Source organism: Bellilinea caldifistulae (assembly GCF_001306055.1).
Lineage (GTDB): Bacteria > Chloroflexota > Anaerolineae > Anaerolineales > Anaerolineaceae > Bellilinea > Bellilinea caldifistulae.
Map to the genome: position 1 here is coordinate 169,399 of NZ_LGHJ01000012.1, position 21,920 is coordinate 191,318.

Annotated in this window: 22 protein-coding genes; 14 read left to right on the forward strand and 8 right to left on the reverse strand. The window is 56.7% G+C overall.

All coding sequences use genetic code 11. The features are described from left to right. Positions 1-2 precede the first annotated feature (2 nt). The gene (locus AC812_RS06815) at positions 3-3,572 is read right to left on the reverse strand and encodes a transglycosylase domain-containing protein (RefSeq protein ID WP_169787268.1); all 3,570 of its coding nucleotides are present in this window, start codon (positions 3,570-3,572) and stop codon (positions 3-5) included. 222 nt (positions 3,573-3,794) lie between these two features. Between AC812_RS06815 and AC812_RS06820 the strand changes: the two genes are divergently transcribed. The 5 genes from AC812_RS06820 (at position 3,795) to AC812_RS06840 (ending at position 8,132) form a co-directional block, all read left to right on the forward strand. Beyond that, positions 3,795-6,167 (forward strand): MGH1-like glycoside hydrolase domain-containing protein, encoded by a 2,373-nt coding sequence (locus tag AC812_RS06820; protein ID WP_062158842.1) that lies wholly within the window; start codon positions 3,795-3,797, stop codon positions 6,165-6,167. 26 nt (positions 6,168-6,193) lie between these two features. After that, on the forward strand, positions 6,194-6,547 hold the full coding sequence (locus tag AC812_RS06825; protein WP_082149233.1) for a cyclic-di-AMP receptor: 354 nt from the start codon (positions 6,194-6,196) through the stop codon (positions 6,545-6,547). Between the two features lie 2 nt (positions 6,548-6,549). Further along, positions 6,550-6,819, forward strand: coding sequence for a cyclic-di-AMP receptor (locus tag AC812_RS06830; RefSeq protein WP_061919421.1), 270 nt, complete (start codon positions 6,550-6,552; stop codon positions 6,817-6,819). A 122-nt stretch (positions 6,820-6,941) separates the two neighbouring features. Further along, complete coding sequence (locus tag AC812_RS06835) at positions 6,942-7,349, forward strand: hypothetical protein (RefSeq protein WP_061919423.1); 408 nt, start codon at positions 6,942-6,944, stop codon at positions 7,347-7,349. Between the two features lie 114 nt (positions 7,350-7,463). Beyond that, positions 7,464-8,132, forward strand: coding sequence for a DUF4013 domain-containing protein (locus AC812_RS06840; protein WP_061919425.1), 669 nt, complete (start codon positions 7,464-7,466; stop codon positions 8,130-8,132). A gap of 67 nt (positions 8,133-8,199) precedes the next feature. On the opposite strand, the gene amrA is transcribed toward AC812_RS06840, so the two are convergent. Then, on the reverse strand, positions 8,200-8,772 hold the full coding sequence (gene amrA, locus AC812_RS06845; protein ID WP_082149234.1) for an AmmeMemoRadiSam system protein A: 573 nt from the start codon (positions 8,770-8,772) through the stop codon (positions 8,200-8,202). Then, complete coding sequence (locus AC812_RS06850; protein ID WP_061919427.1) at positions 8,744-9,256, reverse strand: flavin reductase family protein; 513 nt, start codon at positions 9,254-9,256, stop codon at positions 8,744-8,746. The genes amrA and AC812_RS06850 overlap by 29 nt, the downstream gene beginning before the upstream one ends. A 223-nt stretch (positions 9,257-9,479) precedes the next feature. On the opposite strand from AC812_RS06850, the gene AC812_RS06855 reads away from it, so the two are divergent. Continuing rightward, positions 9,480-10,259, forward strand: a complete 780-nt coding sequence (locus AC812_RS06855) for an N-acetylmuramoyl-L-alanine amidase family protein (protein ID WP_061919429.1) — start codon at positions 9,480-9,482, stop codon at positions 10,257-10,259. Beyond that, positions 10,256-11,392 (forward strand): L,D-transpeptidase, encoded by a 1,137-nt coding sequence (locus AC812_RS17555; RefSeq protein ID WP_145962592.1) that lies wholly within the window; start codon positions 10,256-10,258, stop codon positions 11,390-11,392. The genes AC812_RS06855 and AC812_RS17555 overlap by 4 nt, the downstream gene beginning before the upstream one ends. On the opposite strand, the gene AC812_RS18445 is transcribed toward AC812_RS17555, so the two are convergent. After that, positions 11,321-11,767 (reverse strand): hypothetical protein, encoded by a 447-nt coding sequence (locus tag AC812_RS18445; protein WP_145962593.1) that lies wholly within the window; start codon positions 11,765-11,767, stop codon positions 11,321-11,323. The genes AC812_RS17555 and AC812_RS18445 overlap by 72 nt on opposite strands. 451 nt (positions 11,768-12,218) lie before the next feature. On the opposite strand from AC812_RS18445, the gene AC812_RS18450 reads away from it, so the two are divergent. The 3 genes from AC812_RS18450 to AC812_RS06875 all read left to right on the forward strand — a co-directional run bounded on the left by AC812_RS18450 (position 12,219) and on the right by AC812_RS06875 (position 13,893). Continuing rightward, entirely contained in the window at positions 12,219-12,488 is a 270-nt protein-coding gene (locus AC812_RS18450) for a L,D-transpeptidase (protein ID WP_419714819.1), read from the forward strand. Positions 12,489-12,525: 37 nt separating this feature from the next. Then, the gene (locus AC812_RS06870; RefSeq protein WP_061919433.1) at positions 12,526-12,951 is read left to right on the forward strand and encodes a hypothetical protein; all 426 of its coding nucleotides are present in this window, start codon (positions 12,526-12,528) and stop codon (positions 12,949-12,951) included. Between the two features lie 111 nt (positions 12,952-13,062). Then, entirely contained in the window at positions 13,063-13,893 is an 831-nt protein-coding gene (locus AC812_RS06875) for a tetratricopeptide repeat protein (protein WP_061919435.1), read from the forward strand. A gap of 7 nt (positions 13,894-13,900) precedes the next feature. Here the strand turns inward: AC812_RS06875 and AC812_RS06880 are convergent, their stop codons facing one another. After that, a complete protein-coding gene (locus tag AC812_RS06880) occupies positions 13,901-14,851 on the reverse strand; it encodes a sugar-binding protein (protein WP_061919437.1) in 951 nt (316 codons plus the stop codon). Between the two features lie 116 nt (positions 14,852-14,967). Here AC812_RS06880 and AC812_RS06885 point away from each other — a divergent pair, with 116 nt between their 5' ends. After that, the gene (locus AC812_RS06885) at positions 14,968-15,639 is read left to right on the forward strand and encodes an NUDIX hydrolase (RefSeq protein ID WP_114676128.1); all 672 of its coding nucleotides are present in this window, start codon (positions 14,968-14,970) and stop codon (positions 15,637-15,639) included. Here AC812_RS06885 and AC812_RS06890 read toward each other — a convergent pair. The 3 genes from AC812_RS06890 to AC812_RS06900 are packed head-to-tail and all read right to left on the reverse strand — an operon-like array spanning position 15,636 to position 17,793. Further along, entirely contained in the window at positions 15,636-16,880 is a 1,245-nt protein-coding gene (locus tag AC812_RS06890; protein ID WP_061919439.1) for a class I SAM-dependent RNA methyltransferase, read from the reverse strand. The genes AC812_RS06885 and AC812_RS06890 overlap by 4 nt on opposite strands. Then, entirely contained in the window at positions 16,880-17,314 is a 435-nt protein-coding gene (locus AC812_RS06895; RefSeq protein ID WP_061919747.1) for a CBS domain-containing protein, read from the reverse strand. Before AC812_RS06895 ends, AC812_RS06890 begins: the two co-directional genes overlap by 1 nt. A gap of 32 nt (positions 17,315-17,346) precedes the next feature. Continuing rightward, entirely contained in the window at positions 17,347-17,793 is a 447-nt protein-coding gene (locus AC812_RS06900) for a CBS domain-containing protein (RefSeq protein WP_061919441.1), read from the reverse strand. Between the two features lie 380 nt (positions 17,794-18,173). Between AC812_RS06900 and AC812_RS06905 the strand changes: the two genes are divergently transcribed. From AC812_RS06905 to AC812_RS06915, 3 genes are read left to right on the forward strand one after another with little or no spacing between them, the layout of a single operon-like run. Next, positions 18,174-19,148, forward strand: a complete 975-nt coding sequence (locus AC812_RS06905) for a c-type cytochrome (protein ID WP_061919443.1) — start codon at positions 18,174-18,176, stop codon at positions 19,146-19,148. Positions 19,149-19,186: 38 nt separating this feature from the next. Continuing rightward, on the forward strand, positions 19,187-19,723 hold the full coding sequence (locus AC812_RS06910; RefSeq protein ID WP_061919445.1) for a cytochrome c3 family protein: 537 nt from the start codon (positions 19,187-19,189) through the stop codon (positions 19,721-19,723). Positions 19,724-19,742: 19 nt separating this feature from the next. Further along, positions 19,743-21,896, forward strand: a complete 2,154-nt coding sequence (locus AC812_RS06915; protein WP_061919446.1) for a molybdopterin-dependent oxidoreductase — start codon at positions 19,743-19,745, stop codon at positions 21,894-21,896. Positions 21,897-21,920: the final 24 nt, after the last annotated feature.

A 21,920-nucleotide genomic window follows, 5' to 3' on the forward strand; every position in this document is an offset into this window, starting at 1 on the left:
AACTAGGGTGTGGGTGTATCGCTGGGAGTTGGTGTCAGGGTAGGCGGCGGGGTAGGTGTGAGGCTGGGCGTTTGTGTGCTGGTCGGCGTGACAGTTACGGTTGGCGTGACAGTTACGGTTGGCGTGGGCGTAGGTGTCGGCGTGGGTACTTGAATATTCAGGTGAATGGTACGGATGGCGTAGGTGTCCCTCCGGCTGTTCAGCACAATCCGCAAGGTGACTTTGCCGGCCGGCACATCGGTCAGATCCCAGTCGGTGAGGAACTGCGGCTGATCGGACTGCGGTCCGCCGCGGTACAGCTCTTTCCACTCGGCCGGTTCATCCCCAATTCCGTATTCCAGCCGGTAGTCCTCATACGCTTCCGGCACTTTGATCAGGGCATAAATTTCCAGCGGCGAGCGGGTAATGGTTTGATTCTCACTCAACCCGGCGAACAAAATCAGGGGGCGCTGGTCATTGACCGTACATTCACGCTCCGGCGTGAAAAAGATGGGCTGCTGAAAGCCCATTTGCTCGGCCCAGCGTTGTCCTTCCGAAGTTTCCAGAATCCAGCGGATAGCGCTTTTATCGGTCACGTTCAGGGCAAATTTCTCCTCCACAAAATCGGCACAGGCCGAGGAAGCCAGCAGTCCCGTCCAGGTATCAATGCGTACCTTCTTCCAAAGGTCTTCTTCTTTGGGCAGAGGGGGTTGGTCATAGGCAAAAATTTCATTGCGCTGTAACGGACAAAATTCGGACGGTTCGGTTCCGGAGATGGCGCAAATCACCCGATCTACAATCCCGGCCGGACGGGCAAACGGAGTAGGATTACCACCGGTGATTTGCTGCACAGCAAGGCGCATGAAATTCGACCAGATCGGCGCCGCACCGGTCAGGCCGGTTGTGTTGATCATCGGCGTGTAATCGGCATTACCGACCCAAACCCCCACCGCCAGATCAGGGGTGTAACCCACCGTCCAGTTATCGCGAAAATCGTTGGTTGTGCCGGTCTTGACGGCAGCCGGAAAGCCAATATTCAACACCGAATCGATTCCAAACATCAGCGCCCGGGCTTGATTATCCGAAAGAATGGAACTGATCAGGTAAGCGTGTTCCGGGCGGATGACCTGCTCCCCAGCCGGGGTTTTGTACTCGTAAACAGTATTGCCCTGAAAGTCCACAATCTTTGTGATCGAAACGGGTGGAATCAAGCGTCCGCCGGTGGCAAATACACTGTAAGCCGCGGTCAATTCCAGCAGCGATACATCCCCGCCGCCCAGCGTCAGGGATAGGCCGTAATCCGGTCTCGTCAGCGTAGTAATTCCCAAGCGCCGCGCAAAAGCAATCAGGCCTTCTTGTTGGGGCGTGGCAGGGTTGTCATAAATTCCCACAAATTGCAGCGCCTTGACCGCCGGGACATTGTAGGAATTAGCCAGCGCCGTGCGCACGGTCACCGGTCCATGAAAACGCTCATCGTAGTTAATCGGGCGGTAAGGTTCCCGCTGGTCATTCGGATCTCCGGAGGGTGGAAATTCGCTCGGCACATCCCAGATCAGGGTTGCCGGTGTCCAGCCCTTTTCAAAAGCAGCCGCGTAAGTCAACGGCTTGATCGCCGAACCGGGCTGCCGCGGGCTGATTGCCATGTTGACCTGCCCGGAAATGGCCGCGTTGTAAAAATCGGGCGAGCCGACCATTGCCAGAATCTCCCCGGTGGACGGGCGAATGGCCACCAGCGCGCCGTTGGTCGCATTGTTGCCCGCCAGTTGAGCCACCTGGTCACGCACCAACCGCTCGGCCGTTTCCTGCAAAGCCGGATCCAGGGTGGTATAAACGGTAAAACCGGAGCGGTAGATGGTCGCCGGGTCGTAACGCTCTTCCAATTGGGCACGGATGTAATCCACCCAGTGTGGAAAGCGGTAGACCTGCCGGGCGGGTTGGAAGTTGTAGTTTTCAATCTCGCGCACCGCTTCGGCAGCTGCCTGAGCATCCACACACACCGGACGCAGCGAAGTGCTGACATCAATGCAGTTGCGCTCACGGCTCAACTCGTACATCAAAACCACCACCGTGCGAAAGCGGTTCAAAGTTGCCTCGCGGTTGGCTTCAATGTCGTAAATGGCCGGTGCCTGCGGAATACCGGCGAGGAAGGCTGCCTGACCAAGGGTCAATTTGTCGGCGGTGGTGTTGAAGTAGGTTTCGGCAGCGGCTTCCACCCCGTAAGCCAGTTTGCCGTAATAATTCTCATTCAGGTATAGTTCGAGGATTTCTTCTTTGCTGTAGCGGCGGGTAATTTCGGCTGCCAGCACAATTTCGCGGGCTTTTCGATCCACCGTCCGCTCGTAGCGTTCATCGGCCAGCAACAAAGCCCGCGCCAGCTGCTGAGTAATGGTTGAAGCGCCGGATACCACCTCGCCGGTGGTGTAGTTTTGCCACAAAGCGCGCGCAATTGCCCAAGGGTCAAAACCGGGGTGGGTGTAAAAATCCTTATCCTCGGTGGCAATCGTCGCCGCAATCATGTAAGGAGAGATTTTCTCCAAAGGCACGTAGGTTCGCCGTCCGGCGTTGGGATCAATGATTTCGTAGATCAGGTTACCGTTGCGGTCGAGCAGACGGGTCGTTTCAAATTGAGAGGCTTTACCGGGCAAGTCCTCGATGCTCGGCAAGCTGGCGGCAATCGAAAAATAGCGCACAACCAGGAACGATCCAACCAGCACCACCACAATCACCGCCAGAAACAGCAGCCCGATCAACCCCCTCAACAGGCAACCGAGTGGCTTCTTCCAGGCGTTGTTGGCTTTTGGTTGAGAAGGCGGCGAAACGCTTTGTCCGGCGCTGGAAGTCGTCCGCGAGGGAGGCGCTCCACCGGGGCGAGGCGCTCCACCGGGGCGTTGAGCTCTGGTTGGCGTGCCGGCCGCAGTGGTCTGACGTGAGCGTTGGGCGGCCGACGTCGAACGCTGGTAAGCTGCCGGAGTTACCCGGGTGGCATCCGGATCAACTTCTTCTACCCGACGGGGCAGGTCAGTGCTACTTTTGCCGTAAGGCGGCGGGGGAGGTTGTGGAGCGCCGCCGCTGACCCGCGTGGCTTGGGAATCGGGCAGTGGGGCGGATGGCGGTGCTGCACTCGGGCGGGTTTGTTCAGGTTCTTCCTTCACGCCGGGGGCGGGTTCTTCCAGCCCCTCGCCATACCAGCCGCCCGTTTCTTCAGGGACACCCGTCGGGTGACGGCTCACCGCCGCCGTATCCGCCGGGGCTTCGCCCTTTTCCAGACGCTCCAGGTCTTCACCAAACCAGCCGGCCGTTTCCTCGGGTTCTCCGGTGGGGTGGCGCTCACTAACGGATGCGCTTTCCTCAGCCGGGCTGGGGGTTTCTTCTTTAGGCGCGGAGGACTTGTCCGCTTCTGCCGGTTGGGGTGGCTGGCCCTCCTTACTGCCGGGCTGTTCCGGCATTCGCAAAGGGCCGGTGCCGCCGGTCAACACCGATGAATCACCGTCCTGCGCCGAAGCAACCAGACGGCGCAGACGTTCACCGGGCTGGGTTGGCTGGGTATCATCCAGCGGTTTTTTTTCCTGAGGTTCTTTCGGTTCTTCGCTCATTTTCATTCTACAAATTGACGGATTTCAGATTGACAATTTCTCACCCGGATTGCATTCCATCTGCCTTCCTTCAAGACGCCACAGGTTTTTTTTGTTCGCGGCGCCGCTTAGTAAGGCTGCAAGCATTGTACCAGAAAGTCAATCCATTGCATTTTCATTCTAGCATAATCCATCCGGGCGCAACTCAGGTAAAATGAAAGTATGCGAACCTGGAATCTCGGAATGAACGACCCGTTGATGCTCACCTTGTGCGCTGATGCACGCATTTCCCCCGTAGATTACCTGAACGATCACATCTGGCAGATTTCTTTCAGCGGCAATGAGCCCGAAGCCCTCACCCTGTTCACCACCTTTGGGCTACGGGTGCGCGCCATGCGGCTTTTTCCGCGGTTCTTGCGCAAAGACACGGTGATCAGTGCTCCAGCGGATTTCTTCCAACCGCCGCGCGTGACCCGCCTGTTCCCCAATGATATTGAAGTGCGCTTTTCACCCTTCAGCGGACTGGATGTAACCGCCGAGTACCGCGTCTTCAATTCACAGGCCATCGGCGGGCGATTCACCTTCCATAACCCCTCGGTGCTGGGCGAAAAGTTCATCTTCGAGTGGTGCGGGCTGCTCACCCCATTGAAGGACGGTGAAGGGGGTATGCGGACCACTCAATTTGGCATTCATCCGGTTTTAGAGGGTCGAATCGAGGGCCTGGCGCCCGTGTGTTTCATCACCGGCGGTTTGCGGGCTGGCAGTGGCCCCTATCCCAGTCTCACCGAGCAGGTCAGTCTTTCTCCCGGCGGAATGCGCCAGATTGTCTGGGCACTGGCCAGCCTGCCGGAAACCTCGCAAAGTTACGAACTCGCCCGCCAGATCTGTGCCCGCTCATGGGAAGCGGACCTCGCCCGCATTGAATTGACCAACCGCAGCGAGTGTATGGAAATCACCACCGGCAATCCCGAATGGGATGCCGTCTTCAAACTTTCGCAGCGTCTGGCGGCTTCCCTCTTTTTCCCGGCCAGCGCTCATCTGCCCCGTCCCTCGTTTGTACTGGCTCGCCAGCCGGATCAGGGTTATTCCCTGCGCGGGGATGGCAGCGACTACAACAGTCTCTGGAATGGTGCAACCGCGCTGGATGGCTGGTATCTCAGCCGATTGGTTTTACCGGGCATGGCCGAGCGGGTGGCCGGGGTGGTGGAGAATTTTCTCGCCACCGCCGACTCCAGAGGTCAGGTGGATTGGAAACCCGGTCTTGCCGGTCAGCGCAGCCGGCGCATGGCCCAGCCGCTTCTGGCTCAACTGGCCTGGGACGCGCATCAGACCCTCGTGGATACCGAATGGTTGAAAAAAGTCTATACCGGTTTGCTGGCTTTCTTTAAAGCCTGGTTTTCACCCGATCATGACCGTGACCAGGACGGTTTCCCGGAATGGGAGCATCCTTACCAATCCGGCCTGGAATTTTCGCCCCTCTTCGATGTGACTTTTTCGCCAAGTCAGGGAATTGAGCCAACCTTTATCGAAACCCCCGCTCTGGCGGCCATGTTGTTCAATGAAGCCGGCTGCCTGCTGAAAATCGCCGCCGCACTGGGCGAGGAAAGCGACCAGGAGTGGTTGAAAGCCCGGCAAAAGCACCTGCGGGATCTGGTTGAGGGACTGTGGAACGAAGAAGAGGGCATCTACACGCCCCGCGACGCCTATACCCACACCGTCAGCCGTGGAGAAGTGCTGTTGACCTTCGACTCGCCGGGTGAATACCGGTTACAGCATCGCCTGAATCCCCCGGCCCGCCTTCGGCTGCAATTGGAAACCCAGACCGAACTGACCCGCCGCATTCACCTGTGCCTGAAAGGGCGCGATACCTTTGGCAATCCGCTGGAAGAAGAAATCACCCCCCAGCAGATCAGCTGGCGGCATGGCGGCGGAAGATATACCAGTCCATCCGTATTTTCCTTTATCAGCAGCATCGAAGTGGTCAACCTTCACCCCGGTGATCAGGCCACCATTGCCACCATAGACTTTTTCGATGAGGACATCTCAATGCTCTTACCTCTGTGGGCGGGTATTCCCTCGCCTGAACACGCCGCCCGGCTGGTCAACGAAACGCTGCGCAGCCGTTACCTCCAACCATACGGATTGGTAGCCCATCCGGTGCGCGGGACAAAAATCGGCAGCGGACAAAATCCGCCGGTATTGCTGGCCTGGAATGTACTGATTGGCGAGGGCCTGATTCGCTACGGCTACCTCCGGGAAGCCGTGGAGCTGTTTGAAAGCTGGATGAAAGCCATCACCCAGTCATTGAGGAAAGAACATGTCTTTCGAGCCGCCTATGATGCGATGAGCGGACAGGGAAAAGGCGAGCAGAATGTCCTTGGCGGAGCAGCGCCCTTGGGCTTTTTCATCCGACTGCTGGGGGTACGCCTTCTCGGCGACCAACGAATCATCCTCACTCATTTGAACCCCTTTTCCTTCCCGGTTACAGTACAATATCGGAGAATCACACTCACATTTCTTTCCGATTCTACCCGCATCACCCTGCCCAACGGTCAAACCTGGGTGTATGACGGAAACTCGCCGCAGGAAATTTGGTTGACGCCTCCCCATCCATAGCGCAAAGGACGAAAGGAGCAGATTGAATGACAAAAAAAGGAGCATCTTCCCCACCCCCTGACCTGTGTATGTGGGTCGTCGTTCAAGCTCAGGACGCTGAAAGCGCCGAAATGGCTTTGATGGAACTGGGATTCCCGGTCACGCGCCTGCCCAGTTACGGGGGATTTCTCGGCAGACGCAATGCCACCCTGCTGGTTGCCCTTCACAGCAGCCGCCGGCAGACGGTGTTAGATGCCCTGCACGAAACCTGCCGGCAGCGGGTCGAATACATTGCTGTGCCGCTGGAAAGCGCGCCACTGCCCCTGCCCACCCCCACCCCGATCACCATTGGCGGGGCGACCATTTTCGAAATGGAAATTGAACATTACGAGGAGTTATAGCCATGAAACTCATTCTTGCCATCGTCCCTGATACTTCCAGCGAGCCGGTTTCCCAGGCGCTCACCTCGCACAATTTCCGCGTTACCGGCATCGCCTCCACTGGAGGATTTCTGCGGCGGGGTAAAACAACCCTGCTCATCGGCGTTGAGGATGATCAACTGGAACAGGCATTGCAGCAGATTCGCGCTGCCTTACCCCCCCAACCAGCGGACAGCAAAGAGAGCCGCGCCGTGATTTTTGTCCTGAAAGTGGATCACTTCGATCATTTCTGAGCCTTCCTCCTTAATCGGCTGGCGGGGTGAATTGTGCAACTTTTTTACTCTGCCTGACGTAAATAGGGTATGATGTATCCCACTGGGGTAAATCCCATTCTAAAAAATGATCGGAGTATTCCATGATCGAACAGAATCCTCAACCCACCTATTCAAATGCGATGCTCAAACCGGGTCTGGTTACCGCACTGGGAGTCATGACGCTGGTCAGCGGTATCATCAACATCCTGACCGGTTTGGGAATTACCACGGCAACCGTACTGGCAACCCTGGGCATTGGTCTGATTTGCGCCCCCATCACCTTTCTGCCGGCAATTCTAGGCATCTTCGAAGTGCTTTATGCCCTGAAAATTCTGGCAAACCCGCCTGTACCGGTTCAGTTTTCCCAAACCATCGCCATTTTAGAAATTCTGTGCATTGCCTTTGGGAATGCGATTGCCTTGATCGTTGGTATTCTGGCGCTGGTGTTTTACAACGATGCGGCCGTTAAAAACTACTTTGACCGCATCAACGCCCAGCCGGCCGCATGAGAGAAACGGGCATCAAATTAATGTGGCACAGGGATTGCACCGTTCCAAAAAGAAGGTATAGTAAACCACAGGCATCCCTGTTTCCAGCAATCATTTCAAAATAAGGAGAATATCATGGATTTTGGTCTGGCATTTTCATATGTATTTCAGGACAAGGATTGGCTGCGCAAAGTGGGCATCGTTGCGCTCATTTCGCTGATCCCCATCCTGGGTCAACTGGTGCTGATCGGCTGGTCATTGAACATCACCAAACGGGTCATTGACCGCCACCCCGAACCACTCCCCGAAGTGGATTTTGGCGGCGATCTGGCACGCGGCTTCTCAGCCTTTGTGATTGGTTTCGTTTATTCCCTGCCGATCACCCTTTTCGCGCTTGTCTTTGGCATTCTTGACTCGGTTGTTGCCGGTCAGTCCAGCTCCGATGCAGCCAATACATTGATTGCCATTCTTTCCCTGTGCTTCGGCCTGTTTGCCTTCCTTTACGGCATTGCCATAGCAATCGTCCTGCCGGCCGCCTACGGCAACTACATTGCCAAAGGCAATCTGAGCGCCGGTTTTGCGTTGGGTGAAGTCTTCGGACTGGTGCGCGCCAATATCGGGGCTTATCTGATCGTCCTGCTGGGTTCTTTTGTCGGCGGGTTGATTGCCCCCCTCGGCACCATTTTATGTGTGGTTGGTGTGATTCTAACCTACACCTACACCGTCGCCGTGATGGGACATCTGTACGGGCAGGCGTATAATGCCGCCACCCAGAATCGTGTAGTGGTTAGCGCTGCCGGCTAATCTCCCGCATCCGGCTGGAAATCAAAATCAATGCAGCGCTGCTTATACCGACGCAGCGCTGCTCTTTTTATTCGTGAAATTCCTCCACCTGGTAGGTCAATACCGTGAGTTTTTTCAACCGCCACAACTTGCGCGGAGCGCCCATCTTAAGGCACAACTGATCCAGAAAATTCTCCGCATCCGGCAGGGAATGCCAGACCTGCGGGAGAAAGGTAGCCCGCCGGCCATCGTCCATCAGTACCACGCCATCTATCCCCGGGCGTAGTTTGCGAATCAAATCCAGAGGAGAGTCATAGTCCAACGGCTGCGGCGTGGTCAGTCGGGAAATTTCGATCTGGAGATGATCCACTTCCTCCGGCCGTACCGGAGGAAAGCGGTAATCCGCCAGTGCCGCAGCAATCGCATGTTCGCGCACATCCTCAATCAATGGCTGATGCGCCTCCAGCGTCCCGATGCAGCCGCGCAATTTGCCGTTCAGGGTCAGGGTTACAAAGGTGGCACCTTCCTCCTTCAAACGGGGTGGGATGCTCTCCCAATCCAACGGGCGCAGGGGACGCCCGTGGACGGCGTCTTCAATCGCCTCGCGGGCTACTTGCAACAGCAATTTGCGTTCATTTTCGGTTAACTTTTCCTCTGTCATCACACAACCTGTGGTACACCCGATTGTGATAGACCAGCGGCTGTCCCGGTCGGTTGTGATGAACGGACAGAACCTCAGCGATGTACAGGGTAGAGTTCTTCATCGGATAACGCTGCACCACCCGGCAATCCAGACAAACCAGTCCGCTGGTTAAAAGGGGCACACCGCTGACAAGGGTGAAGGTTTCAATGCCCGCCATTCGGTCTTCATCTTCCGGTATCCGCCCCGCAAAACGGTCGGCAATATCAGCCTGATCTTCTGCCAATATTGTAACTCCAAACACGCCGGATTGTTCGACTAAATTGCGGGTTCGGGTGGTGTTCGCCAGGGTTACACCCACCAGCGGAGGATCAAGCGAAAGCGAATTAAATGAATTAACGGTCATACCGTGTTGAATTTCACCGGCACGCCCGGTTAAGACCGCCACGCCGGTTGTCCAGTGACGCATGGCATTCCGCAGGGCTTCTCCCATTGCAGATTCCATTTTCACCTCCTGCTTCATTTTTGCCGGCTGGCAGTGAACTTGCACCCCAATCCGGCACTACGGTTATACTTTTCAGCACCGGACAAGTCAAGCCCTTGTCGAACGCAGGATTGCAACGCTTGATGTACAATGGTAAAAAAGAAACAAAACCCGTCGCTTAAAGCACTCCGCTAACAAATAATTGCCAAAATCCCTCCGATTAAGGTATCATGAAATCCAGACAATGATGAGCAGTGAACCCACCCCCTCCTCCGAAGATACCGGTAAAAATCCACCGGCACTCAGCGCACTTTGGACGATCCTCAGCATAGCGCTGGTGGTCGCCACCCTGTTCACCCTGTGGACACCCGCCAACCTGTTTTCCAACCAGATGCTCGACCGCATGTTTCAGGCGATCCAGAGCAATCCAACCCTCACCTACCCAACCCCAACTGCCGCTCCGCGCCTGCGTATCGGGATCGTTGCCGGGCATTGGGGCAATGATTCCGGCGCCGTTTGTCCGGATGGCCTGACTGAAATGCAGGTCAATCTGGAAATTGCCAACCGTGTTCAACAGCAATTGCGTGAGGAAGGGTTCGAGGTGGACCTGCTGCAGGAATTTGATGAGCGCATGAATGGCTATCAGGCTCTGGCGCTGGTCTCCATTCATAACGACTCGTGCGAATACATCAATGATGAAGCCACCGGCTATAAAGTGGCCGCAGCCGCTTCCAGCGCCTTTCCGGAAAAGGCTCAACGTCTGAGCGGCTGCCTGATTGAACGCTACGGCAAGATCACCAACCTGAAATTCCACGCCAATTCAACCACCAATGACATGGTTTATTACCACACCTTCCGCGAGGTTGACCCCGATACCACCGCGGCCATCATTGAAACCGGTTTCCTCAATCTGGATCGGCGTATCCTGACCGAACAACCCGATCTGATTGCGCGCGGCATCACCGCCGGCATTTTGTGCTACGTGCGGAACGAGCCCATTCCCATGCTGGATACCGGACAATGAGGATGGAGCAGCAGCCAGACCCGCGGCAAGTTCTGGCGGAAGCCCGCCGCGCCCTCCGGCAGGGGGAACGCAGCACTGCCCGCCGCCTGGCTGCTGAGGCTGCGAAAGCACAACCCGATCTGGAAGAAGCCTGGCTCATTCTGGCAGCGCTTGCCGAACCGCATGCCAGCATCCAGTATCTCAACCGCGCTTTGCAAATCAACCCCACCAGTCAGCGGGCGCGCCGGGGAATGCACTGGGCAATTCAACGCTTGCGACATCAGCCGGCCGCCGCACCCCCGCAACTTCCCTCAACTGCAAACGATGTGGCCAGCGGTAAAACTTTACCGGTGCGCATCCGTCGCATTCAAGCCGTGGCGGCTGAGGATACCCAACCGTTGCGGCTGCCTGCCTCCGCCCGCCCGCCAGCAGTCACCCCGCCCACGGTCAAAGCTGCCGCCTCCATTTTCCGCAGCATTCCCACGCTGGCGTGGATCAGTCTGCTATCGGCAATCGTCGTGATCTGCGTGGCGATTTTGCTCTGGCTGGTGCTGCCGGACCTGCAAACGGCGCTTGCCGAAAGTCCCTCGGCGGCCCGTCCGGTGGGAGCGCTGTTCAAACCATCGCTGACACCGACCTTCACCGCCACCTTCACCCCCACTGCCACTGCCACCGCAACCCCCACCGAAACCTCCACACCAACCCCCACCGACACGCCAACACCCACGCCCACCGATACACCTCAGCCAACCGCCACCCCGCTCTTGATCAGCGGCGGTATGGAGGTTGAAGTAGCCGAGGACGAGCCGTGGATAGATGTGGATTTGAGCGATCAAATGGTCTATGCCTATGTCGGTAGGGAACTGGTCAATAGTTTTCTGGTGTCCACCGGCACGTGGCGCACACCAACCGTCACCGGACAGTATCGCATCTATGTCAAATACCGTTACACCGACATGGCCGGCCCGGGTTATTACCTTCCCGATGTACCCTACACCATGTATTTTTACAAAGGATACGGTTTGCACGGAACTTACTGGCACAATAATTTTGGTACGCCCATGAGCCACGGCTGCATCAATTTACGCACCGAAGATGCCGCCTGGCTGTTCGATTTTGCCTCGGTTGGCACGCTGGTCAACATCCATGATTGATCCCTGGGTTTGATGTTTAGCCTGTTTTCTTCCCATCTTGCCCAAATTTCCCGCCGCGAATTTCTCAAACTCTCCGGCATCGGTGCGCTGGCATTTTTCAGCCTGCCCCTGCGCCTGGATCGGCTGCTTTCTACCAGACTGCCGGAAACCGAAGTGTCGCTGCCCCGCCTTGGGCGCGTAACTGCCCCCAAAATTGATGGCTATCAACGACCCTCTTTCAATGCCGAGCTCAAAAAAACTTACTGGCGGGATTTGGTGCTGTCCATCACCGAAGTGACCCTCGGCGGGGAAGATTCGGGCCACAATCGCATCTGGTATGGGGTTGAGGATGGCGTTTATGTCCATTCCGGCGATATTCAACCGGTGAATCTGCAAAAGCAATCTCCGGTGGCCAGCCTGCCGGAAGGCGGAGCCCTGGCCGAGGTCAGTGTACCGTTCACCGACACCCTGTGGGATTTACGCCGCCAGGACTGGTTTTCTTATCGCCTGTACTACGGAACTACCTACTGGGTGGACCAAATCCAGCAGGATCAAAACGGGAAATTCTGGTACCGCATCCGCGATGACAAGTGGAAAATCTTTTATTACGCGGACGCCACCCACCTGCGGATTGTCAAGGAGGAGGATGTCGCCCCCCTCTCGGCAGATGTGCCGCCGAACGAAAAACTCATCGAAATTCATCTGCCTGAACAAATCGTCATCGCCTACGAGCGAGAGCAGGCAGTTTTCATGGCGCGCACTTCCACCGGCGCCCGCTTTATAGATGGCGATTACCGCACCCCCCCCGGGAATTTACATCACCAACCGCAAACGCCCCTCCCGCCACATGGCAGCCGGCGACCGGGCCGCCCCCAACAGTTACGATTTACCGGGTGTGCCGTGGGTGTGCTACCTGATGGACAACGGCATCTCTTTTCACGGCACCTACTGGCACAACAATTTCGGCAGGCCGCGCAGTCATGGCTGCATCAACCTGTCCATCCCCGACTCGCGTTGGGTATACCGCTGGACTCACCCGCCTGTCCCTCTACAAAAGGTGACTCTCATCGAAAAAACCGGTACAATGGTTAAAGTAATAGACAAGCCGATGGCTTGACCCGATTTCCATTAAGCCTGCCCCGGAGGAGATAGCCATGCCACAACCGCTTTTTGCAGGTTTGGTTGTTGACGAAAACGATCAAGTGGTGGAAACCACAATGGTTGGCTCCGAGCCGATGTACGTCGTCAATGATGCCGGTTTCCGCCGCCATATCCCCGCTGAGTATGTGGATCGGCAGGTGTTAAATTTCCTCAAAGAACAAATCAGCGGACACGAAGACCTGCTCACCGAACAGACGGCGAAAATGCTCGGCCAGGATGACATTTTTTCTAAAGCCATCATCGAAAAACAGTTTCGCAACATTGATCAGCAGTTCGAACAGCTGCTCAAAACCGGCATTCCGGAGGAAGGACGTGCCTATATGGGGATGATGGGCTTTCGGATCGTGATCAACTTTCACGGCGATGTGATCCGCATTGACCAGCCCGGCCTGATCAGCGGCGAGGACGAAGGAGAATGATTCTGAAAAAATGTTTACAGACCACTCCACTTTTCCGATAAAACTCTAATAAGAATTGGGTAAAATGGACATGCTGGGAGAGTTTACCGGCTTTTTGGATGGAGGAGTGACATGACGCCTGACAACATTATTGATGTTAGCGAAGCCGATTTCGAATACGAGGTGATCGAATATTCTCAAAACACCCCGGTAGTGGTGGATTTTTGGGCTGCCTGGTGCCAGCCCTGCAAAGTGCTGGCACCCATGCTGGAAAAACTGGTCAAGGAAACCGCCGGTGCAATCCGCCTGGCACGGGTCAATGTGGATGAAAACCCCAACCTTGCCATCCGCTTTGGCGTGCGCAGCATACCGGCGGTCAAAGCGTTTAGTGGTGGTCAAATTGTCGGCGAATTTACCGGTGTTCAACCCGAATCACGTTTGCGCGAATTTCTCAGCCGCATTCAGCCGCCCAGCCCGGCCGGTTTGGCACTCGAACATGCCCTTAGCCTGCTCAATCAGGAGCAGTGGGCCGAAGCCGAACCGATTTTACGCGAGGTGTTGGAGCAAATGCCCGGCAACCCGCCTGCCCTGCTGGGGCTGGCACGCGCGCTGCTGGCGCAGGGTAAAGCCCGCGAAGCCCATAACATTCTCAGCGCCTTCCCCGCCAGTCGTGAGTTTGCCAACGCGCAAACCCTTCTGCCATTGGCAAAGGCGATGGAAGACCTGCGCCATCATCAGCCGGGTGAAGAACCGGATGAACAGAGTGCGGCTTACTGGAACGCCATTCGGCTGGCTGCCCGCGGACGCATTCCGCTGGCACTGGACGGTTTGCTGGACTTACTACGGCAGGATCGCCGCAACGATCCCGTGCGGTTGACCATCCTCGGTCTGCTGGAAGTGCTGGGGGACGACAACCCGCAAACCCGCAGTTACCGCCGCGAATTGGCAAGCATTCTGTTCTGAATCGACTTTACCTTCTCAACACCAGCACCGCCCAGGTGGTCGGATCGGTCAGGCGGCGGTTAGGAGCCATCGAAACCATGCTCTGCTGGACGTTTTCGCCTTCCTTGTCATTATCCGAGACCGAGACGGCAAAACCGTAACGCTGACCGTCGGCCGGGGTGATGCCAAACAAACTCCATGGAACGGCAGCCTCAACCCGGTACAGCCCGGAACCACCTTCTGAGGCAATTTTTACGTCCGAGCGGCTGCCCGCCTTTCCGGCGGGGTAGTACAGATAGGCTTCTTTATCACCACTGACCGATCCCTTGCCGGGCGAGATGACCAGCTGATAATCATCACCGCTCAACTCGCGCGAATTGAGATCGCCCAACAGGTCAACATCCAGCAGCAGTTCGATCGTATCGCCTTTGTACAGGTCAATTCCGCTGGCGTTCTGGACGTATTGATCATCAATCACCTTGACTGCCAGATAAAGGTAGGTATTATCCCAGCCGATTCGGAAAGACCCCTCCAGGTCTTCTTTGCCGGTGTGATTCTCCTTGCCAAAAACCACCGGCTTGATCGGATAAGCGGTGGTTTTCCACTCATCCCAAACGCCGTCCAGTTTGGGCGCTTCGCTCAGATAAGGCGCCGTATAACTCCCTGCCGAGCGCAGTGCTGCCGTTTGGGTCACAGTGGGGGAGGCCGGCGGTTGGGTTGGCTGCACAGCGGTACTGGTCGGCAGCGGCGAAGGCGCGGGCGGGGGCGTATTGGTGCTGATGACCGGCTCACTGGTAGCCGAAGGCAGCGGCGAGGGAATACCCACCTGCGTTTGCACCAGTTCAAACAAAGCCGTCATCGTCCGGTTGGGGGTAGGTTCTGACAGAGTGGGTGCAGCCTGACGGCCGGGCAAATTACACGCCAGCGTTAGCGCCAGCAGCAGCATCACGGCCGAGCCAATCGAAAGCTTTCTTTTCATACGGAACTCCTTTCTCCTCCAGAGCGACCAATCCAACTTCAAATACTATGGCTGTTAATATTCTACGCTATAATTGATTTGTACCTCAATAAATACCTTCTTGGAAAGACCCCAAATTGAGTGATTCGGCTGTTTCTCCGCCTCATCTCGAAATTTGCGTGGTGGTTTTTACCCTGCAGGAAAGCCGCCTGAAAGTTTTATTGATTCCTTCTAAAGACCCCATCTTCGCGGATATGTGGATGCTTCCCGCCGCCCCCGTTCTCGACTGCGCCCTCGAAAAAGCCGCCGCCAGGCAGATCGAGCAGCTCACCGGTGTGGGAGAAGTTTATCTGGAACAACTTTACACCTACGGCGACCCGGGCCGGCATCCGACCTGCCGCCTGATTTCAATTGTGTATTTTGCTCTCATCCCGGCGGATAGTCTCCTGCCGGCCGCCGAACAAAAAAGCGGCAGCCACTGGTTTGCCCTGGAAGAACTGCCGCGGCTGGCGATGGACCATGCCGACATTCTGGCATATGCCCTGCGCCGTTTGCGCTACAAACTGGAATATACCGCAGTAGGTTTTGAACTTTTGCCGGAATTTTTCACCCTCAGCGAATTGCAGCACACCTACGAGTTGATTCTGGGCGAAAAGCTGGATAAGCGCAACTTTCGCCGCCGCATTCTGGAAGCCGGGATTATTGAAGCTACCCCGCATCGCCGCAGTGGAGAAGGCCGGCCGGCGCTGCTCTACCGCTACCGCCCGGATGCCGTTGCCGAAGTCAAAGCCCGCCGCTTATTCCCCTAAGCGGTGCGGCGCAACAGGCTGATGCTTTCGATATGATAGGTTTGGGGGAATAAATCGAAGGGTTTGATCTTTTCCAGCCGGTAACCCTTTTCAAGCAGTCGTTTGAGATCGCGCGCCAGGGTTGCCGGGTCACACGAAACATAAGCGATCCACCCCGGCTGCAAGGCAACCAGCGCATCCAGCGCCCGGCGGTCCAATCCGGCACGCGGCGGGTCAATCACAGCCGCCACCTTACCGCTCAACCGCAGGCCCGGCAGCACTTCTTCTGCCGCACCCATGTAAAGCTCCACTCCATCAAATTCATCCAGATTCACCGCGTAATCATCACAGGCGGATGGGGACACCTCCACGCCGATACAGCGGGCAGCCCGCTCGGCCAGGAATGCCGAAAACAGCCCCACCCCGCAATAGACATCCAGCAAAGTCGTCTGCTGGTCGAGAGGTAGCCCTTCCTGGAGGTACTCTACCATTGCCCCCGCCTGAGCCGTGTTAACCTGAAAGAACGACCCCGCCGAAACGCGGAAAAGCCGGCCATTCACTTCCATTGGCAGCCAGTCCTCCCCAGCCAGCACAATGCTGCCGGCCGGGCTGAGGTGTACGGCTGAGATGGGCAAATCCACTTCCAAAGCCGGCAATTCAACCGGCTGACCCTCCAGGATCAGCAGCACTTCCTCATCGGCTCCAACCCGCAAACCAACCCGCTCGATGCCCAATCCCGCTTCAAAATCCAGTTGCCGCCAGATTTCATCCAGCGGCGGTTGGGGTAAGAAGCATTCCTCGATGGCAACCACGCGGTTGCTGTTCATTTCTTCATAACCAAGCCGGCCTCGTTCATCCAGATGAAACTGGACGGTATTGCGGTAGAGCCACGCCTGCGGCGATGGCTGAATAGCTTCCAACGGTGGGTCGCTCAAACCAGCAATTCGCTGCAGTTGCTCACGCAGCACTTCGTTTTTGACTTTCAGCTGATCGGCATAGGCAAGATGTTGATAGTGACAGCCGCCGCACACCCCAAAATGACGGCAGCGCGGGATGATTCGCTGCGGTGCGGATTCAAGCACCTCCACCAGTCGCGCCCGCGCAAAACCGCGCTTTTCCTCGGTCAGCTCAACCCGAACGCGCTCGCCCGGCAAGGCGTAGGGAACAAACACCGCCCTGCCATCCGCCAGCCGCCCCATGCTGCTACCGCCAAAGGTATGGCGGAGGAGTTCTACTTCAATCAGCCCGGAAGTTGCCGGCATTAGATCATGTGTACCCAGATATAGTCTTCCAGGCTCTGAATGGTCATGTCCTTTTCAAGCATTAACTGCTTGACCACATCTCCAATTGAAATGACACCGACCAGTTTATCGCCGTCCAGCACCGGTAAATGGCGGAAGCGCTTGGCGGTCATCAGCGCCATGCAGGATTCAACCGATTGCTCAGGGGTCACATAATAAACCGCCCCGACCATGCAATCATTGACCGGAGATTGCAGCGAGACCTTTCCGCTGGCCGCCTGCCGGGCAAAATCCCGCTCGGAGAAGATGCCTACAATCTTGCCGGCTTCCACCACCAGCACAGCTCCAATTTTCTGCTCCGCCATCAACTTGAGCGCATCCAGGACGGTGGAAGAGGGGGTTACGTACCACACCTGTGTGTATTTATCTTTCAGCAAATCCTTTACTGTCGCCATTGGCAGCATCCTTTCCGCTTTTCTGGTTGTACCTATCCGCTGTAACCACGCCCAAGGATGTAATTTTCCAACCCCTGAATGGTGGTCTCTTTTTCCTCTAAAACCTGCTTGACCACATCGCCAATACTGATCAAACCAACCAGTTTGTGATTCTCATCCAGAACCGGCAGGTGGCGGATGTGCTTGGAGGTCATCAGCGCCATGCACTCTTCCACGGTTTGGGTGGGGCTGACATAATAAACCGCACGGGTCATCAAATCGCTGACCGGCTCATCCAGCAGCAGCGATTCGCGTTGAGCCGCAAAGCGCGCATAATCCCGCTCCGAAAAGATGCCGGCAATTTTCTCTCCCTCCATCACCAGCACCGCGCCAATGTTCTTTTCGGCCATTAACTTCAGCGTTTCGCGCACGGTAGCCGTCACCGGCACGCTCCAAACATCCGTTCCTTTAATCTTCAACAGGTTTTTCACAGTCGCCATCAGGAAATCTCCTTTCGTCAAACACGGGTTGGGTGTCAGGGAAAATAACAAACAAAATCACAGGAAAAAACTCCAATTGGTAACTTTATTATATAAGAATTCAAACCTGCCTTCAAACACCAAACGCAACTCTTAATTTGATTATGATAAGAACGGTGCAAGAGTCAAGTTGGCGGAGTAAGGTGGTTGGGTTATTTAAAAATCACCCGCATTAATCTGGTTTTTAATTTAACCAATATTGTATAATTTATAACAAATACCCTAAGGATCACCAGACGAATTCTTCGGAGCATATTTCATTCTTTTTTGAAAGAGCCGGGGCGGGAAAAAAGATTGCGGCTTGTTTTTGAAATGTGGCTTTAGAAATCAGGAGACTGGCAATGAGCAAACCCATCCTTATTACTCTGATAGCAATCCTGATGCTGGTAACCGGTCTGATCGCTTTTCAATTTCAACCTGTGCTGGCTTTCAACACCATTTTCCAGCAAGATGAGCCGCTGGTGCGTGGCGCGCAATTATACGACGACTGGACGCAAGTCACCGGCCAGGCTCCGCCGCAGGGCAATCACCCCATCTGGTCGCGCCAGACCACCAATACCCGCAGCGGGGTGGATACCTGGCGCTGTGTTTCCTGCCACGGCTGGGACTATCAGGGCAAAGACGGTGCCTTTGCTGCCGGGGCAAATTACACCGGTTTTCCCGGCGTTTACGACGCCCAGAGCCTGCCGTTGGAGGACTTGAAAGCCATCTTGAGCGGTCAGAAAGACCCCCAGCATGATTTCTCCGCCTACTTGAGCGATGCCGACCTGGAAGCGCTGGCGGTCTTCATCCGGCAGGGGGTGATTGACGATAATCGCTTCATTGACCGCATCAGCCTTAAACCCATCGGCGGAGACCTGCAAAGCGGCAAAACCCTGTACGAGCAGGGCTGCGCTTCCTGCCACGGCAGTGATGGACAGACGATTACCTTCCGCTATGAAGGCCAGACGGTCAGTCTGGGAACGCTGGCCGTTCAGGACCCGTGGCGCTTTTTGCACCGCACCCGTTTCGGTACGGCCCGCGCCCCACAAATGACCATCGGTTTGAACCTCGGCTGGAGTCCACAGGAAGGACGCGATGTTCTGCTGTACGCCCAATCTTTTGCCACCGGCCTGGAACAACCGGTTAGCCCCTCGCTGGGAGAGCAGCCGGGCGGCAGCGTCAGCCAGCCGGGCGGCCCGGCCAATAACCTCATCACCGGCATTCTCACCGCTTTGGGCGCCATGGCGGCCAGTTTGGGCTTTGCTGTGGTGCTGGGTAGTTTACTGGTAGGTATTCTCTTGCTGGTTGTGTGGTCCATTCGCAACCGCAAATAAATCCGTACAAAGATCGCACATCGAGAAAGGAGACGAGCATGAAGCAACCCAAACCCTGGTGGCAACAACCCGGTTTCCGGGTCGGCATTGCACTGGTGTTGCTGATTTTGCTTGGCGGAGCAGTCAGCGCGGTGTATCTCACCCAGATTCCACCCGAACAGCCAATCGCCTTCCCGCACAATCGGCACGTCGGATTGGGTGCGCCCTGCGCCTACTGTCACCCCGGCACCGCCTGGGGACCCAACGCCGGCCTGCCGGGTATTGACAAATGCTGGGGCTGCCACCAGCAAGTCCAGAAAAAGTCACCCGAACTGGAAAAACTGGCTGCCTACGTGGCAAACAACCAGCCAATTCCATGGGTGCCGGTTGCCATTCAACCGGAATTCGTCCACTTCAATCATCAGCCGCATGTCAGCGCCGGAATTGCCTGTGAGACCTGTCACGGGGATATGACCAAAATGACCGTTGCCGAGCCGCAGCCGCGTCAGAACATGGGCTGGTGCCTTTCCTGTCATCAAAAGATGGCCCCGGAACAGTGGACCAAACTTTCCGACTGCGCAACCTGCCATTATTGATTTGGAGCGAGGAAACAGCATGAGCAATACCCTATCACGAAGAGATTTCCTGAAACTGAGCGGGCTGGGGGCGGCTGTTTCGGCAGTGCTGACCGGCTGCGGGCCAATGGCGCGCTACATCGTCCGCAAGCCATACACCAGCATGCCCGAATACAACCAGACCGGGCTGAGTACCTACTACGCTTCCACCTGCCGTGAATGCCCGGCCGGATGCGGCATCATCGTTCGCACCAAGGAAGGCCGGGCGATCACCATCGAGGGCAATCCGCAACACCCCGTCAACCGCGGGCGGCTCTGCTCGCGCGGGGTAACCGCCCAGCAAGGTCTTTACAACCCCGACCGCATCCGCGGCCCGGTTTTTCAGGCACGCGGAGATGCCGGCCGTGCCAAAGCAATTACCTGGGACGAAGCCTTGAATGTCGTCCAGCAAGCCCTTGCCAGCTCACCTGACCAGATCGCCTTCCTGCTGGGGGCAGCCCCCGATCACCTGTTCGATCTGGTCAGCGAAATGACCGCCACGCTGGGCGCCCCTGCCCCCGTGCGTTACAACGCTTTGACCACCTTTGAGGGACGCACAACCCTGCTCGAAGCAGCCCGGCTAACTTTTGGCGAGGAAACCCTGCCTTACTTCGACCTTGCCAACGCCGATGTGACTTTCGCCTTTGGCGCAAACTTCCTGGAAAACTGGCTTTCACCGGTGGCTTACACGCGCGCCTACGGCGAATTCCGTCAAGGACGCCCGACCCGGCGCGGTTATCTGGTCGTCTTTGAAGCCCGCCAGTCCCTCACCGCCGGCAATGCGGATGAGTGGATACCCATCCGGCCCGGCAGCGAGGCGATTCTGGCGGCTGTATTCAACCGGCTGGTGGCCGAAGCGCGCGGCAAGCCGGTTTCACCGGCTTTCAGCACGGTGACGGTCAGCGCCGCTGCAGCCGCCAGCGGAGTCAGCGAAGAGAAAATCCGCCAGCTGGCGCAACTCTTCGCCGCTGCCAGTCATCCACTCGCCATCCCCGGCGGCAGCGCCCTGGCTCAGGCTGACGGGTTGATGACGGCCCGCTCCTTGCTTTACCTGAACGCCGTGGTGGAAAACCTCGGCCAGCCCGGCGGCGTCTTCCTGACCCCGGCACAAGTCGCCGCCACCGATTTTGCAGCGGTCAAAGAGCTGGTGCGACGGATGACCGACAGCAAAGTCAAGGTACTCTTCATTCACGGGGTCAACCCCCTGTTTGAACTGCCCGGTGCGCTGGGCTTTGGCGAGGCCCTCGCCAAAGTGCCACTGGTGATCTCCTTTGCTTCTTTCCCGGATGAAACCGCCCTGGCCAGCGATTACATCCTGCCCGACCATACGCCCCTGGAGTCGTTTGGCTACCAACGGGTGTTGGCGGGCAGCGACCGCCCGGCCTACTCCTCCTTCCAGCCGGTGGTGGTGCCGCTGTACGATACCCGCGCAACCGCCGATGTTCTGCTGGCAGCCGTCAAACAACTGGGAATGGCAGCCGCACAGGCTTTCCCGTACAAAGACGAGGTGGAATACATCCAGCAAAAACTGCTCCCGCTGATTGAAGCGGGTGGATTTTACACCGCGCCGGAGATTTTCACCTTCTGGTCACGCTGGCTGCAATACGGCGGCTGGTGGAAGCCGCAAGCCGAGCTTTCTGCGCCACGGCAAGCCGTCCCACCGGAAGAAGCCTTCCCCTTCACCCCGCCGGTGGAGTTAGAAGAAGGCAAGCAATTTTATCTGATCACTTTCCCCAATCACTTCGGGGATGGCAGTGGGGCGAATCGCCCATGGCTGCAAGAACTGCCCGATTGGATGACCACCGTCACCTGGAATTCGTGGGTTGAAATTCACCCCAAGACGGCCGAAGAACTCGGCCTGCACGATGATGATGTGGTGCGCATCAGCACCCCCTTCGGATTTGTGGAAGCCAGCGTCTATCGCTATCCCGCCATCCGGCCGGATACAATTGCCATACCCTTTGGGCAAGGGCACACTGCCCTGGGACGCTGGGCAGAAGGCCGCGGCTGCAATCCGGCTCAGGTACTGCCCACCACCACCAACGCCGCCGGTGACCTGACTTTTGGCAGTGTTGTGGCCACCATCCTGCCGACCGGCAAACGCCGCCCGCTTGCTCGTGTGGAGAGCAAAGAAGGCATTTACGGCGAACATTAATGTTAGCGATGAAATAACCAAGGA

What these genes read in the sequence shown, in the direction of transcription:
- AC812_RS06815 (WP_169787268.1), bottom strand. Translation starts at nt 3,572, where the DNA reads ATGAGCGAAGAACCGAAAGAACCTCAGGAAAAAAAACCGCTGGATGAT.
- AC812_RS06820 (WP_062158842.1), top strand. Translation starts at nt 3,795, where the DNA reads ATGAACGACCCGTTGATGCTCACCTTGTGCGCTGATGCACGCATTTCC.
- AC812_RS06825 (WP_082149233.1), top strand. Translation starts at nt 6,194, where the DNA reads ATGACAAAAAAAGGAGCATCTTCCCCACCCCCTGACCTGTGTATGTGG.
- AC812_RS06830 (WP_061919421.1), top strand. Translation starts at nt 6,550, where the DNA reads ATGAAACTCATTCTTGCCATCGTCCCTGATACTTCCAGCGAGCCGGTT.
- AC812_RS06835 (WP_061919423.1), top strand. Translation starts at nt 6,942, where the DNA reads ATGATCGAACAGAATCCTCAACCCACCTATTCAAATGCGATGCTCAAA.
- AC812_RS06840 (WP_061919425.1), top strand. Translation starts at nt 7,464, where the DNA reads ATGGATTTTGGTCTGGCATTTTCATATGTATTTCAGGACAAGGATTGG.
- amrA (WP_082149234.1), bottom strand. Translation starts at nt 8,772, where the DNA reads ATGACAGAGGAAAAGTTAACCGAAAATGAACGCAAATTGCTGTTGCAA.
- AC812_RS06850 (WP_061919427.1), bottom strand. Translation starts at nt 9,256, where the DNA reads ATGGAATCTGCAATGGGAGAAGCCCTGCGGAATGCCATGCGTCACTGG.
- AC812_RS06855 (WP_061919429.1), top strand. Translation starts at nt 9,480, where the DNA reads ATGATGAGCAGTGAACCCACCCCCTCCTCCGAAGATACCGGTAAAAAT.
- AC812_RS17555 (WP_145962592.1), top strand. Translation starts at nt 10,256, where the DNA reads ATGAGGATGGAGCAGCAGCCAGACCCGCGGCAAGTTCTGGCGGAAGCC.
- AC812_RS18450 (WP_419714819.1), top strand. Translation starts at nt 12,219, where the DNA reads ATGGCAGCCGGCGACCGGGCCGCCCCCAACAGTTACGATTTACCGGGT.
- AC812_RS06870 (WP_061919433.1), top strand. Translation starts at nt 12,526, where the DNA reads ATGCCACAACCGCTTTTTGCAGGTTTGGTTGTTGACGAAAACGATCAA.
- AC812_RS06875 (WP_061919435.1), top strand. Translation starts at nt 13,063, where the DNA reads ATGACGCCTGACAACATTATTGATGTTAGCGAAGCCGATTTCGAATAC.
- AC812_RS06880 (WP_061919437.1), bottom strand. Translation starts at nt 14,851, where the DNA reads ATGAAAAGAAAGCTTTCGATTGGCTCGGCCGTGATGCTGCTGCTGGCG.
- AC812_RS06890 (WP_061919439.1), bottom strand. Translation starts at nt 16,880, where the DNA reads ATGCCGGCAACTTCCGGGCTGATTGAAGTAGAACTCCTCCGCCATACC.
- AC812_RS06895 (WP_061919747.1), bottom strand. Translation starts at nt 17,314, where the DNA reads ATGGCGACAGTAAAGGATTTGCTGAAAGATAAATACACACAGGTGTGG.
- AC812_RS06900 (WP_061919441.1), bottom strand. Translation starts at nt 17,793, where the DNA reads ATGGCGACTGTGAAAAACCTGTTGAAGATTAAAGGAACGGATGTTTGG.
- AC812_RS06905 (WP_061919443.1), top strand. Translation starts at nt 18,174, where the DNA reads ATGAGCAAACCCATCCTTATTACTCTGATAGCAATCCTGATGCTGGTA.
- AC812_RS06910 (WP_061919445.1), top strand. Translation starts at nt 19,187, where the DNA reads ATGAAGCAACCCAAACCCTGGTGGCAACAACCCGGTTTCCGGGTCGGC.
- AC812_RS06915 (WP_061919446.1), top strand. Translation starts at nt 19,743, where the DNA reads ATGAGCAATACCCTATCACGAAGAGATTTCCTGAAACTGAGCGGGCTG.